This is a genomic window from Allobosea sp. RIT-PG3_2, from assembly GCF_057321085.1.
Genome location: NZ_JBXWCA010000001.1, coordinates 133,844 through 146,777 on the forward strand (window position 1 = coordinate 133,844; position 12,934 = coordinate 146,777).

General features: G+C 67.0%; 12 protein-coding genes. 5 read left to right on the plus strand and 7 right to left on the minus strand.

Annotated elements, in window-relative coordinates; all coding sequences use genetic code 11:
* The first annotated feature begins 43 nt into the window (after window positions 1-43).
* The 5 genes from AC2FAN_RS00620 to AC2FAN_RS00640 all read left to right on the plus strand — a co-directional run bounded on the left by AC2FAN_RS00620 (window position 44) and on the right by AC2FAN_RS00640 (window position 5,558).
* On the plus strand, window positions 44-1,249 hold the full coding sequence (locus tag AC2FAN_RS00620; protein WP_485172341.1) for a M20/M25/M40 family metallo-hydrolase: 1,206 nt from the start codon (window positions 44-46) through the stop codon (window positions 1,247-1,249).
* 50 nt (window positions 1,250-1,299) lie between these two features.
* Window positions 1,300-3,129, plus strand: coding sequence for an SLC13 family permease (locus AC2FAN_RS00625; RefSeq protein WP_485172342.1), 1,830 nt, complete (start codon window positions 1,300-1,302; stop codon window positions 3,127-3,129).
* Between the two features lie 274 nt (window positions 3,130-3,403).
* Window positions 3,404-3,670 (plus strand): YMGG-like glycine zipper-containing protein, encoded by a 267-nt coding sequence (locus tag AC2FAN_RS00630; RefSeq protein ID WP_265053337.1) that lies wholly within the window; start codon window positions 3,404-3,406, stop codon window positions 3,668-3,670.
* 148 nt (window positions 3,671-3,818) lie between these two features.
* Window positions 3,819-5,261 carry a metal-dependent hydrolase family protein gene (locus AC2FAN_RS00635; RefSeq protein WP_485172343.1) on the plus strand — a complete coding sequence of 481 codons (1,443 nt, stop codon included), beginning with the start codon at window positions 3,819-3,821 and terminating at the stop codon, window positions 5,259-5,261.
* Window positions 5,262-5,312: 51 nt separating this feature from the next.
* On the plus strand, window positions 5,313-5,558 hold the full coding sequence (locus tag AC2FAN_RS00640; RefSeq protein WP_485172344.1) for a hypothetical protein: 246 nt from the start codon (window positions 5,313-5,315) through the stop codon (window positions 5,556-5,558).
* A 123-nt stretch (window positions 5,559-5,681) separates the two neighbouring features.
* On the opposite strand, the gene gabT is transcribed toward AC2FAN_RS00640, so the two are convergent.
* The 7 genes from gabT to AC2FAN_RS00675 all read right to left on the minus strand — a co-directional run bounded on the left by gabT (window position 5,682) and on the right by AC2FAN_RS00675 (window position 12,919).
* Window positions 5,682-6,971 carry a 4-aminobutyrate--2-oxoglutarate transaminase gene (gene gabT, locus AC2FAN_RS00645; RefSeq protein ID WP_485172345.1) on the minus strand — a complete coding sequence of 430 codons (1,290 nt, stop codon included), beginning with the start codon at window positions 6,969-6,971 and terminating at the stop codon, window positions 5,682-5,684.
* A 225-nt stretch (window positions 6,972-7,196) separates the two neighbouring features.
* Complete coding sequence (proX, locus tag AC2FAN_RS00650; RefSeq protein ID WP_265053333.1) at window positions 7,197-8,234, minus strand: glycine betaine/L-proline ABC transporter substrate-binding protein ProX; 1,038 nt, start codon at window positions 8,232-8,234, stop codon at window positions 7,197-7,199.
* A gap of 141 nt (window positions 8,235-8,375) precedes the next feature.
* Window positions 8,376-9,329: an ABC transporter permease gene (locus tag AC2FAN_RS00655; protein WP_485172346.1), complete on the minus strand. Its 954-nt coding sequence runs from the start codon at window positions 9,327-9,329 to the stop codon at window positions 8,376-8,378.
* Window positions 9,322-10,509 carry a quaternary amine ABC transporter ATP-binding protein gene (locus AC2FAN_RS00660; protein ID WP_265053331.1) on the minus strand — a complete coding sequence of 396 codons (1,188 nt, stop codon included), beginning with the start codon at window positions 10,507-10,509 and terminating at the stop codon, window positions 9,322-9,324. Before AC2FAN_RS00660 ends, AC2FAN_RS00655 begins: the two co-directional genes overlap by 8 nt.
* Before the next feature lie 158 nt (window positions 10,510-10,667).
* Entirely contained in the window at window positions 10,668-10,982 is a 315-nt protein-coding gene (locus AC2FAN_RS00665) for an NIPSNAP family protein (RefSeq protein ID WP_485172347.1), read from the minus strand.
* A complete protein-coding gene (locus tag AC2FAN_RS00670) occupies window positions 10,979-11,827 on the minus strand; it encodes an alpha/beta fold hydrolase (RefSeq protein ID WP_485172348.1) in 849 nt (282 codons plus the stop codon). Before AC2FAN_RS00670 ends, AC2FAN_RS00665 begins: the two co-directional genes overlap by 4 nt.
* A 3-nt stretch (window positions 11,828-11,830) precedes the next feature.
* Window positions 11,831-12,919: an LLM class flavin-dependent oxidoreductase gene (locus tag AC2FAN_RS00675; RefSeq protein ID WP_265053328.1), complete on the minus strand. Its 1,089-nt coding sequence runs from the start codon at window positions 12,917-12,919 to the stop codon at window positions 11,831-11,833.
* Between the last annotated feature and the right edge of the window lie 15 nt (window positions 12,920-12,934).

Sequence of the window (12,934 nt, forward strand, 5' to 3'; positions counted from 1 at the left end):
CTCATCCCTCCCGACGCCACTCTCAACCGACCGGATGCAGATCATGACGACACCATCGATCCCTCTCGACGTCGAAGCCGCCATTGCGCATCTCATGCGCTTCCTTTCGGTCGAAGGCGTGACCGGCAAGGAAGCCAATATCGGCGCCGCCGTCAGCGAGGCGCTGAAGGCCGTGGGCGTTCCGGCCTCCGCCATCCGCTTCGACGATGCCAACAAGCGCATTCCGCTGCCGACCGAGACCGGCAATCTCATCGTCGACCTGCCCGGGACGAAGGCCGGCCCGCGCCTGCTGTTCTCGACCCATCTCGACACCGTGCCGCTCTGCGCCGGCGCCAAGCCGAAGCGCGAGGGTGACCGCATCGTCTCCGACGGCACGACGGCACTGGGCGGCGATGCCCGCACCGGCGTCGCGTTGCTCGTCGTGCTCGCGGAAACGCTGATCAAGCACAAGCTGCCCCACCCGCCGATCACGCTGCTGTTCACGGTGCGCGAGGAAAGCGGCCTGCATGGCGCCCGCGAGCTGAATCCCAAGGATCTCGGCGGCGCGGTCATGTGCATCAACGTAGACGGCCAGCTCGCTTCCGAACTGCTGATCGGCGCGGTCGGCCAGGAGAACTGGGAGGTCGAGATCACCGGCAAGGCGTCCCATGCCGGCGTCGCTCCCGAAAAGGGCATCTCGGCGACGCTCGTCGGTTCGATCGCCATCGCGGAAGCGCGCCGCGAGAGCTGGTTCGGCAAGATCGTCAAGCCTGACGGCCGCGGCACCAGCAATGTCGGCATCTTCGGCGGCAAGGGCGGCACGACCGCTGCCGGCGACGCGACCAATGTCGTCACCGACTATGCCTATATCCGCGGCGAGGCGCGCAGCCCCGAGGCCGCCTTCGCCACGAAAATCGCCGAGGCCTTCAAGGCCGCCTTCGCCAAGGCGCAGGCCGAGGTCAAGGACGATGGCGGCGAGACGGCGAAGGTGACCTTCACCCACAAGCCGGCCTATCCGCCCTTCGAGCTGGCCAAGGATTCGCCGGTGGTGAAGCGCGCCGCCAAGGCGCTGGGGCTTCTCGGCATCGAGCCGAACTATCTGTTTTCCAATGGCGGCCTCGATGCCAACTGGCTCGACAAGCACGGCGTACCGACCATCACCATCGGCGCCGGCCAGGCCGAGATCCACACGATCAAGGAATACGTAAATCTCACCGAGTACGAGAAGGGCTGCCGTCTCGGCATCCTGATGGCCACGCTCGAAGACTGAGACCCTGCAAACGGGTCTGCGATCGAGCAGGACCTACAAGGAGCTGATGCGTGAGCCCGATCGCCTATACCGGCATCATCATCGCCATTGCCGTCGTTCTGTTCATCACGAACAAGGTGCCCGTCGTGCTCGTCGCGATGGGCACGGCTCTGGGCCTCTGGGCGACCGGCGTGCTCACCTTGCCGCAGGCGCTCGGCGGCCTGGGTGATCCCGCCGTCATCTTCATCGCCTCGCTCTTCGTCGTCAGCTCGGGGCTCGAGGTCACGGGTGTCACGGCGTGGGCGGGCCAGCTCCTGATCAAGGGCGCGGGCGAGGAAAGCCGGACGCGGCTCCTGGTGCTGATGATGGGACTCGTGGCGCTTCTGGTCGCGCTGATCAGCCTCAACGGCGCTGTCGCGGCACTGCTGCCCGTCGTCGTCGTCATCGCGGTCCGCCTCAAGCGCAACTCCTCGCAATTGCTGATGCCGCTGGTCTTCGCCGGCCATGCCGGCTCCATGCTCGCCTTGACCGGAACGCCGGTGAACGTGCTGGTCTCGGAAGCCGGGCTCGATGCCGGCGTCGGCGGCTTCGGCTTCTTCGAGTTCGCGCTGGCCGGCATTCCTTTGCTCGCCGGCACCATGGCGATCATCGTCCTGTTCGGCGAGAAGCTGCTGCCCCAGCGCAACGGCGCGACGATGCCGGCCGATTTCAGCCGCCACGCCAAGACGCTGGTGGAGCAGTACGGCCTGGCGAGCGGCATCCATCAGCTGCGCATCCGCGCGACCTGTCCCTATGTCGGGACGCCGTCCAATGCGATCGATCTGGGCGAATGGCCCGGGCTTCAGCTCGTGGCGATCCAGGATGGCGACACGGCCGGGCCGCTGCGCCGGACGGCGATCGCCGAGGGCGACCATCTGCTGCTGCGCGGCGATGCTGAAGTTGCCGCCAATTTCGCGGCGCAGATGCATCTCGCCTTCCGCGAGGAAGGCGCAGGTGACAGCGAAGAGACCTTGTTCAACCGTCGCTCCGGCCTCGCCGAGGTGGTGATCCCGCCGCGCTCGGGCCTGATCGGCCAGAGCGTGTTTCCGGGCATGGTCACCGAAAGCGGCGACCTGATCATCCTCGCGGTCCAGCGCGGCGCGGGCGAAGCTCCCAGCACTGGCGCGACGAAGGCGGCGGGCGTCGTGCTGCAGGCTGGCGACACCATGCTGCTGCAAGGCACCTGGAAGGCGCTCGACACCCATCTCGACGACCCCGACGTCCTCGTCGTCAGCTCGCCGGAACTGGTGCGGCGGCAGGCCGTGCCGATGGGGCCGGGAGCCAAGCAGGCGATCATCATCCTGTTCGGGATGGTGCTGCTGCTCGCGACGGGCATCGTTCCCTCCGCCGTGGCGGGGCTGCTTGCGGCCGGCGCGATCATCCTGTGCGGCATCATGACCGTCGAACAATCCTACCGCGCGATCAGCTGGACGACCGTGATCCTGGTCGGCGCGATGATGCCGCTCTCGACCGCGATGATCGAGACGGGCGCGGCGAAGATGCTGGCCGACCGGCTCGTCGCACTCGTCGGCGATGCCGGGCCGACGGCGCTTCTCGCCGGATTGTTCGTGCTGACCGCGATCATGGGGCAGCTCATCAGCAACACCGCGACGGCGCTGATCGTCATTCCGATCGGCGTTGCCGCCGCCGCCTCCATGGGCATCTCGCCCCGGCCCGTGCTGATGAGCACGGCCGTCGCGGCCGCCGGCGCCTTCCTGACGCCGATCGCGACGCCGACCAACCTGATGGTGATGGGCCCCGGCGGTTACGTCTTCAGCGACTACTGGAAGCTCGGCCTGCCGCTCCTGATCTGGTTCTTCGTCGTCGCGGTCTTCATCGTGCCGCTGATCTGGCGCTTCTGAGGGACGACTTCGCCATCGGCCTGTTCTCGGGTTGGAGCTGAAAAATCTCCTGCCTTTGGAAAGATCTCCCGCCGTCGGTTTGAGACGACGGGTCTAGGGTTTGGGATTCTCGGCCGATGCAGCGCCAAGGTCAGGCGCTAATATTGAGCCGGAGCAGAATTGTTCATCGCTCGGCGCGCGGGGAGATCGACATTCATCCGATCCTCCCATTTGCGCGTCCCGTTCGATACGGAACTCATTTGGCGCGTCAGCCTGAACACGAGGAGAAATCGAAATGCGCTGGAAATTTGCCGTGCTCGCCGTCGGTTTGGCGCTTGCGGGCTGCAATGCCAACTCGGCCGATCAGCGGACGCTGGGCGGCGGCGTCATCGGCGCTGGTACGGGAGCGGTGATCGGTGGCATCGCGGGCGGTGGACGCGGCGCGGCCATCGGCGCAGCCGTCGGCGGCGTTGCCGGCGCGGTGATCGGGCGTGCGACCACCCCCAACAACTGCATCTATCGCGACCGCGAAGGCCGCACCTTCGAGGCGCGCTGCCCCTGACGGCGTCCAATTCCCGGTGCGGCCAGCTCGAAGGCGGCACCGGCAATTGCGCTCGCCGGTAGACGGCTCATTCTATCCTTCATGACGCGCGCGCCGCGAGGCGCTGCACCAGCACCCCGCGGAAAGCGTCAGCCGATCGGAGGGAGCCATGATCCGCGTAGGCAGCAAATATCAGCATCTGATCCATAACGCGGCCTGCGGCTGCTCCAATCCCATGCTCGTCCAGGCGTCTCGTCGTCTGGATGCATTCACGCGCCGCGGCCTGCTCTCGGGCGCGGCCCTGCTCGCCGGTGCGGCGGCAGCGCCCAGTTTGGCTCAGGGCACCGCTCCGCCTGCCAGAATCCTGTTCCGGCAGGCCAGCCTGTTCGACGGCAAGTCGAACAGCTTGCGGACGAATGTCCAGATCCTGGTCGAAGGCAATCGCATCGCCGCGGTCGATACCAGCAACGCTCCGCCGAAGCCGGAATGGACGGTGATCGATTGCGGCGGCCGCATGCTGATGCCGGGCCTGATCGATGCCCATTGGCACACGCTGTTCGCGGCGGTGCCGGCGCCGATGCTGATGTCCGGCGAGCCCGGCTCGATCTTCACGGCCTCGACCGCCGAAGCCAACCGCACGCTGCTCCGCGGCTTCACCACCGTGCGCGATCTCGGCGGCCCGGTCTTCGCCTTCAAGCAGGCGATCGATACGGGCATCATCCCGGGGCCGCGCATCTTCCCCTCCGGCGCGATGATCACGACGACCGGGGGGCATGCCGATCTGCGCATGCCGAGCGACATTCCGCGCGATTCCGGGCGCCTCAGCCTGATCGAGACCATCGGCGGCGCGGCGATCGCCGACAGCCTCGGCGATCTCAGCATGCGGATCCGCGAGCAGCTGGTGCAGGGCGCCTCACAGATCAAGATCGTCGGCGGCGGCGGCGTCTCCTCGCCGCGCAGCCCGCTCGACATGACGACCTTCAGCGAGAGCGATCTCAGGGCCGCCGTCGCTATCGCCCGCGACTGGAACACCTATGTCACCGTCCATGCCTATGCGCCGCATACGGTCCAGCGCGCCATCGCGGCGGGGGCGACCTGCATCGAGCACGCCCATCTGATGGATGAGGAAACGGCCGGGCTGATGGCCCAGAAGGGCATCTGGCTCAGCATCCAGCCCTTCCTGAGCGAGGCGGATGCGGTGCCGCTGACGGGGCCGAGCCGCGAGAGGATGCTGGAGGTCTTCGGCAACACGCCGCGGGCCTACGCGCTCGTCCGAAAGCACGGCATCAAGACGGCCTGGGGATCGGACCTGCTGTTCTCGCCCGCTTTGACGCCGCGCCAGAGCGTGATGCTCACCCATCTCGGCCAATGGTACAGCAACGCCGAGGCGCTGCGCATGGCGACCGCGGGCAATGCCGAGCTCCTGGCCTTGTCCGGACCGCGCAACCCCTACCCCGGCAAGCTCGGCGTCATCGAGGCTGGAGCGCTGGCGGACATCCTCGTCGTGAACGGAAACCTGCTCGATGATCTCAGACTGATCGAGCAGCCCGACAGGAACCTTGCCGTCATCATGAAGGACGGCAAGCTCTACAGGAATTCGCTGGCTTCCTAGCCGAGCTGACAGGGTACCGTGCGTCTTCGCACGATGAGGGAGCGCAACAGCATGACGACCAGGCGGTCTTTCCTGTTCGGACTTTTAGGTGGAATTGGCCTCGCGCCGAGCGGCATCGCCATCGGAGCGACCGTTCTACCGGGTGATGACCGCCCGCTCGCCAAGGAGACGGCACGCGCGCTGGACGAGGCCGACGTCGCCTTCAGCCAGCGGCCGCAAGTGCACTACAACCGCCAGCGTCAGCATCAGCCGCGCCAACGTCACCGGCGGCGGCGTGCGCCGCGGCGGCATCGCTGATCGAGGCGGGCCTCGCTCGGCCCGCCCCTTTCAGTGCCGCGGATCATGATCTGAATGCGCCTGAGATCCTTGATGCAGCATTCCCTCAGTTGCCGGTAATGAACAGGCTCTGCCCAACCGAGATCAGCATACTTTCTTCAATGCGACCGCCAACGTGTCCAGCGCCGAGGCGAGGTCGGCGTCGCTGAGCACCAGCGGCGCCAGGAAGCGAACGATGTTGCGGTGAACGCCGCATTTGATCACCAGCAGCCCGCCCTCGCGTGCTTCGTCGATGACCTTCTGGGCGGTGTCTGCGTCCGGCGTCTTGCTGGCCTGGTCGGTGACGAACTCGATGGCCCGCATGAATCCGACACCGCGCACGGTGCCGATCGCCGGGTGTGCCGCGGCGAGCCGCTCGAGCCCGGCGCCAAGCTGGTTGCCGAGCGCCTCGGCGCGGGCGAGCAATCCATCCTGCTCGAAGGCGTCGAGAACGCCGTGAGCAGCCGCGCACGCAAGCGCATTCCCGCCATAGGTACCGCCGAGCCCGCCCGGCAGCGGCGCGTCCATGATCGCGGCCTTGCCGACGACGCCGGAGAGCGGCAGGCCGCCAGCGAGGCTTTTCGCCACCGTCACCAGGTCGGGCTGAATGCCGGAATGCTCGAAGCCGAAGAGTTTTCCCGTTCGGCCGAAGCCGGTCTGGATCTCGTCGGCGATCAGGACGATGCCATGGCGTTCGGTGAGCGCGCGCAGTGCCTGCATGAAGGCCGGCGGAGCAGGCAGGAAGCCGCCGTCGCCCTGCACCGGCTCGATGATGATCGCTGCGACGCGGTCCGCCGCGATCTGGGTAGCAAAGAGTTCATCGAGCGCCGCCAGCGCGGCAGCGGTCGTTACGCCGCGATAGGCGTCCGGATAGGGCGCGTGATGGATCTCGCCGGCAAAGGGGCCGAAATTCTGCTTGTAGGGCTGGCTCATTCCCGTCAGCGAGACGCCGAGCAGGGTGCGGCCATGGAAACCGCCACGAAAGGCGATGACGCCGGGGCGGTTGGTGTAGCCTCGTGCGATCTTGATGGCGTTCTCGACCGCTTCGGCGCCCGAGGTCAGCAGGATGGTCTTGTGGGGCTCGCCCTTGCCGACGAGGCGGTTCAGCCGCTCCGCCAAGGCGATGTAGGGCTCGTAGGCAGCGACCTGGAATGCCGTATGGCTCACCCGCGTGAGCTGCTCTGTCACCGCGGCGACGACCCGCGGGTGGTTATGGCCGACATTCAGCACGCCGATGCCACCGACGAAGTCGAGATAGCGGCGCCCCTCGACGTCCCAGAGATAGGCGCCTTCGGCGCGCGCCGCGACGACGGGATGGGCGGTGACGACGCCACGCGGGACGTTGCGTTCGCGCGCCGTCAAAAGCTCGGCATTGGTGCGTGAAGCGCTCGGCATCGGTCTCTTCTCCTGAACACGTCCTTCGATGGTCCGGGAGATTAGGAGGCCATGCCGACCAGGACTGCCGAGCCTGCGCGCCATCCGGCATCTTTGGCTGTATGCGGGCGGGCTCGCCGCAGCGAATGCTGCCGGCCACGGGCGGCACCCAGCCGCCCGGAAACAAAGAAAAGGGCGAGGCCGGAGACCGACCTCGCCCGTGAAAGCTCAGACTGGAGTTCCGGCTTACTTCGCCGCGCGCCCGGCCGCGACCCAGCTGTCGAACTGCGTCTTGCGCGCGCCGATCCATTCGTCGGCCATCTTGGTGATCAGGGCGTTGTTGCCGCCGTTCTTGTTGATGTTGAACTCCCAGTACGACCACTCCTCGAGAGGGAACTTCATGTTCTCGATGAGCGCCTTGACGGCCGGGTTGGCGGCAATGAACTTCTTGTTCGCGACCGAGCCCCAGTTCCAGGAAGCCATGGCCATGCGGCAGGGATCGGCGCCGCCGGCGCAGCCCTTGACGCCCTTGACCAGCGCCGAGCCCTTGTTCGGGACGGAAGCCGGCAGCGCGTCCTCCGGCGTCGGCAGCCAGACGACGTCCTTGCCCGGGACGAGCGCGTTGTTCACCCAGGACGGGCTCCAGGCGTAGAAGAAGGCCGGCTCGCCGCGCTTCACCCGCGCCACGGCCTCGACCATCAGCGCCTCGTACTTGCCGCGGATGGACTTCACATTGTCCTTCAGGCCGAACTTGTCGAGCTGGAAATCGACGACGTCGCCGCAGCTCCAGCCGGGGTCGCAATTGATGAGATCGGCCTTGCCGTCCTTGCCGAACAGGGCCGCGATCTTCGGGTCCTTCATCTGGACCAGCGAGGTGATGTTGTTGGCGTCGGCCGTCTTCTTGTCGATCAGATAGCCGTTAATGCCGCCGCCGACGATCAGGCCACCGCCGACGATCTCCGCATCCTTCTCGACCGCCCGGAAACCCGGCTCGCGCTGCGGAAAGTTCACATCGGTCGCGAGGTCGAGGTCGCCCTGCGCCGCGGCCTGGAAGAACAGCGTCGTGTTCACGGTGCTGAGCTTGATGTCGTAGCCGAGCTCCTTCAGCGCCTTCATCACGATCTGGGCGGTGACATAGTTCGCGCCGAGGCTGTCACTCTGGGCGTAGCGGATCGTCTTGCCCTTGCCCGGCAGCTCCTGCGCTTGCGACGGGGCCGCAGCAAAGGCGAGCACGCCTACTGCGGCTGCCGCCGTCAGAACCTTAAGCCTGTTGATGGTCATCATCTCGTTCTCCTCGTTGCCCGGCACTTCGTGCCGGCCTGCCTTGCGCTGCTTTTTGTTATTCCCCTTCCCGCCTCGCGGCGGGCCTTCCAGGCCGGGTGCAACCGCACTCCGGCCCGGTTTGCCGGCGCATCTGGCGATGCGTCAGACAGCCTGTTTGGCCGATGCGGCCACCGCGCCGGCATCATCGGGCCGCCCGCCCTTGAACAGGCGCGCCACCGTGCCGAGCAGCGAGGCGCGCGGGGCGGACCTGCCGCCTGCCTTCGGCGCGGCGAGCTTCTGCGTGATCCGGTCGAGCACCATGGCGAGCAGGACGATGGCGATGCCGCCGACCGCGGCGCGGCCGACATCGAGGCGGCCGAGACCCTGGAGCACGACCAGGCCAAGGCCCTCGGCGCCGATCATCGCGACGACCACCGACAGGACCATCGCCGTCAGGACCGTCTGGTTCAGGCCGCCGAGGATGGTCGGGATCGCGAGCGGCAGCTGGATCTCGAAGAGGAGCTGGCGCTTGTCGGCACCGAAGGCGAGGCCGGCCTCGACGATCTCGTGCTCGACCATGCGGATGCCGAGATTGGTGAAGCGGATCAGCGGCGGCGCGGCGGCCGTGACGACCGCGACTTCGCCCGGCACCGTGCCGACGCCGAACAGCATCACGACGGGAACGAGATAAACGAAGCTCGGCGTCGTCTGCATGATGTCGAGGATCGGGCGCACCACGTTCCAGACCCGGTCGCTGCGCGCGCACCAGATGCCCATCGGGATGCCGATCACCGCGCAGAACACGATCGCGGTCGAGATCAGCGACAGCGTCGTCATCGCCTCGTTCCAGACGCCGAGCATGGCGATGACGATCAGCGAGACGGCGCTGAACACGGCGATGCCCACTGTCGAGAGCCGCCAGGCCAGCAGGAAGAAGCCGACCACGAAAAGCGGGAACGGAATGGCGTGGAGAACCCAGTCGTTCAGGCTGAGCAGGCTCTCGACCGGCCATTTGATGGCCAGGAAGATCGGCCGCAGGTTGAGCGCGACCCAGCTGACGCCCTGCTGGATCCAGGCGTCGATCGGGAAGACGGCAAGATCGTCGGCCTTAAACATGGCGCTCTCCAGCGGGAACGGTCTTGGGAGTGGTGGAGGAGATGCGGGCCAGGATGTCGTCGGCCCCGAGCGAGCCCATGAACTTGCCCTGCTCGTCGACGACCGCGATCGGTTGGCCGTCGCGATAGCTGCGCGCGACCTCCAGGAGCTTCGCGCCGGGCCGGACGCTGACATAGTCGCCGCTCGGCACAGCGATTTCTCCGCTGGCGCGGGCACGGCCACAGGCCTCGGCATCGAGCGCCCCGAGCACCTTGCCGTCGCGGTCCAGCACGAATCCGAAACCACCCGTCTCGCCGACGAGCGTGCCGCGCTCGGACTGCAGGATCGGCTCGGCCGGCCGCATCACCGAGCGCGCGTCGAACAGGCGGGCCCGGTCGATCTCGCGGGTGAAGGCGGCGACATAGTCGCTGCCCGGCTCCAGCACGATCGACTGCGGCGTGCCTTCGCGGACCAACTCGCCCTCGGACATGATGGCGATGCGGGTGCCGAGCTTCAGCGCCTCCTGGAAGTCGTGGGTGATGAACAGGATCGTCTTGTTCAGCGTGCGCTGCAGGCGCAGCAACTCGTCCTGCATCTCGGTGCGGATCAGCGGGTCGAGCGCGCTGAAGGCCTCGTCCATGATCAGGATGTCGGCGTCGGTCGCGAGCGCGCGGGCGAGGCCGACGCGCTGGCGCATGCCGCCCGAAAGCTCGTGCGGGTAATGGTATCCCCAGCGGCCGAGGCCGACGACGGTCAGCACCTCTTCGGCACGGCGACGGCGCTCGGCCGGGGCGATGCCGCGCAGCTTCAGGCCGAACTCGACATTCTCGATGACGCGCTTGTTGGGCAGCAGCGCGAAATGCTGGAAGACCATCGAGATGCGCGTGCGACGCACCTCTCGCAAATCCTCCTCCCCGAGCGGGACGATGTCGCGCCCATCGAGCAGGATCTTGCCGGCGCTCGGCTCGTTCAGCCGGTTGATGCAGCGGGCCAGTGTCGACTTGCCGGAACCCGACAGGCCCATGACCATGTACATGGCGCCCTGCGGGACGCTCAGCGAGACGTCGTTGAGCCCGACCACCGCGCCGAGCTTCTCGAAGACCTCGTTCTTGTTGCCGCCCTTCGCCAGCATTTCCAGCGCGGGCGCAGGCGTATTGGAAAATATTTTGTACAGATTCTGGATCTGCAGTCGCTCGGTCATGTCCCGACCCCTCTTCTCGGCGCCCGATTGAACCGGGCTTGCTCGACCTGCCTGCCGACACCGATTAAGTGCCGGCCGAGATGACGCGTCTTCCTCCGATCCGATGGAGGATCGAAACCCTCCCTCGTCCCCCCGGAGGAAGATGTGCGCCGCCGCCGCTAGCGCAGCGGCGAAAAATCCGTGGGCAGCAGGATCCGGTTCTCGGCCTGCTCGATGTTCTCCGAAAGCTTGAGCAGGAAGGCCTGCCAGCGCGGATCATCCGCGAGCTGCTGGCGGCGGCGTGTCCTGTCCTCGAAATCGGCATAGGCCCAGAGATGGGTCACATGGCTGAGTGCCCCGATCTCGGTCGTGAAGTAGCCGACCAGCTGGCCGAGGATCGGCTGCTGGATCGCCAGCCCCTCCTCGCGCACGAGCTGCAGATAGCGGCCCATGCGTCCGTTGCGGATGCGGTAGATGCGTTCCTCGACGATCATGCTTGCTGTTCCTCCCTGCCGTCGCCGAGGAAATCGCGCATCAGCCCGGCGACCTGCGCGGGCGCCTCGGTCAGGATCGAGTGACGCAGGCCCGGCAGGATATGCAGCTTCGAGCCGGTGATGCGCTCGTGCATGTAGAGCGCCATGCGCGGATTGGAGCCGGCATCCTCCTCGCCGGTCGCGATAAGAACCGGGACGCGGATCTGGTCGAGCAGCCCGCCGAAATCCGTCTGCGCCAGCACGCGATAGGCCGCAGCATAGCACTCCGGGTCGTTCTCCGCGTTGCGCTGGCGCAGCTTCGTGATGAGCTCCGGGTTCTCTGCCTGGAAGCCTTCGGTCAGCCAGCGCGAGAGCGAGGCGTCGTAATGCGACCCGCGATCGCCGGCCTGCAGGGCCGCGAGCCGCGCCTCGACCCGCTCGCGCTCCTCCTCCGTCCGCCCGGCCACCGTCGCGAGCAGCACAAGCCGGCGAATGCACTGCTGATGCGTCAGCGCGAGGCGCTGCGCGATCAGCCCGCCGAGCGAGAAGCCGGCGAGGTTGAAGCTGTCGAAGCCGGCATGGTCGGCGAGCGCCAGCACGTCGCCGACGAAATCGTCGATCTCGTAGCGCCCGCGCACCTTGCTCGACCGGCCATGGCCGCGCAGGTCGAAAGTCAGGATGCGGAAGCGGTCGGAGAGGCGCTCGGCAACGCCTTCCCAGGCCTCCAGATAAGAGCCGACGCCATGGATGCAGATGAGCGGCTCGCCCTGCCCCACCACGCGATAGTTGAGCGTCACGCCGCCGACGGTCAGGCTCTGCGCCCCTTCCGCAGCCTCGAAACGCCGAGCGGTCGAGCCTCCGGCCATGGCTCAGTGCCCCACAGCAGCCAGGCGTGGCGCCTTGGCGCTGTCCCGCTCGCGGGCGGCGAAATGCGGCATCACCTCGTCAATGAAGAGGCGCAGCGTCTTCACCTGCAGCTCGAAGGGCAAGTTGAAGGAGAGGCCGAGCGTATACTGGTCGACGCCGGCATCCTCGTAGACCTGCAGCTTCCTGATCACCTCGTCCGGTGTGCCGAACATCAGATTGTCGCGCACCGCCTGGGGATTGTAGTTGTCGCGGTTGGCGATGGTCTCGAAGGGAATGGCCTCGGGGAAGCCGTTCGTCACCGTGCCGCTGTTCTGCATCAGGTTCTCGAAATAGCCGCCGTAATCGACCGAGTGCCGCACCGCGAGCTCCCAGTCCTCCTTGCGGTCGTAGACGCAGGTGCGCCGCTGCATCATCAGGCGCGGACGCGGGCGCTCGGGATGGTCGGCGACGGCCTTGCGGAATTTCTCGCCGAGCACGCCGACCTCGGCAGGCGGCGCCGAAAGCGGGGTCGAGAGGATGTTGGCGCCGATGCCGACCGCCCAGTCGAAGGTGCCGGGATCGCGCGCCGCGACCCAGATCGCCGGGTGCGGCTGCTGCAGGGGCTTGGGCACCGATGTCGCGAGCGGGAACTTCCAGTAGTGGCCGTCATGTGCGTAGTCGCCGGCCCAGAGCTTCTGCACGGCCGGCACCAGCTCCTGCATGTAGGCGACGCCCTGCTGCTGCGGGATGCCGCCGGCCATGCGGTCGAACTCGTACTGATAGGCGCCGCGCGCGATGCCGAATTCGAGGCGTCCGCCAGTGAGATGGTCGCAGAGCGCGGCCTCGCCGGCGAGCCGGATCGGCGACCAGTAGGGCGCGACCAGCGTCGCGGTGCCCAACCGGATGCGGTCGGTATGCTGGGCAAGCCAGGTCAGCGTCTGGAAGGGGTTCGGCGAGATCGTGCACTCGATGGTGTGGTGCTCAGCGGTCCAGAGCGTCTCGAAACCGCCCTCGTCGGCGATCTTCGCCAGGGCGCGGAAGTTCCTGAGGGCGTCCTGCACGGACTCGCCCGGCGAGAAGCGCTCCATACTGATGGAAACGGCGAATTTCATTGCTTTTTCTCCGTT

Coding starts and splice junctions, on each gene's coding strand:
- AC2FAN_RS00660 (WP_265053331.1), bottom strand. CDS start 10,509: ATGACCGAGCGACTGCAGATCCAGAATCTGTACAAAATATTTTCCAAT.
- AC2FAN_RS00640 (WP_485172344.1), top strand. CDS start 5,313: ATGACGACCAGGCGGTCTTTCCTGTTCGGACTTTTAGGTGGAATTGGC.
- AC2FAN_RS00655 (WP_485172346.1), bottom strand. CDS start 9,329: ATGTTTAAGGCCGACGATCTTGCCGTCTTCCCGATCGACGCCTGGATC.
- AC2FAN_RS00630 (WP_265053337.1), top strand. CDS start 3,404: ATGCGCTGGAAATTTGCCGTGCTCGCCGTCGGTTTGGCGCTTGCGGGC.
- proX (WP_265053333.1), bottom strand. CDS start 8,234: ATGATGACCATCAACAGGCTTAAGGTTCTGACGGCGGCAGCCGCAGTA.
- AC2FAN_RS00665 (WP_485172347.1), bottom strand. CDS start 10,982: ATGATCGTCGAGGAACGCATCTACCGCATCCGCAACGGACGCATGGGC.
- AC2FAN_RS00635 (WP_485172343.1), top strand. CDS start 3,819: ATGATCCGCGTAGGCAGCAAATATCAGCATCTGATCCATAACGCGGCC.
- gabT (WP_485172345.1), bottom strand. CDS start 6,971: ATGCCGAGCGCTTCACGCACCAATGCCGAGCTTTTGACGGCGCGCGAA.
- AC2FAN_RS00675 (WP_265053328.1), bottom strand. CDS start 12,919: ATGAAATTCGCCGTTTCCATCAGTATGGAGCGCTTCTCGCCGGGCGAG.
- AC2FAN_RS00620 (WP_485172341.1), top strand. CDS start 44: ATGACGACACCATCGATCCCTCTCGACGTCGAAGCCGCCATTGCGCAT.
- AC2FAN_RS00670 (WP_485172348.1), bottom strand. CDS start 11,827: ATGGCCGGAGGCTCGACCGCTCGGCGTTTCGAGGCTGCGGAAGGGGCG.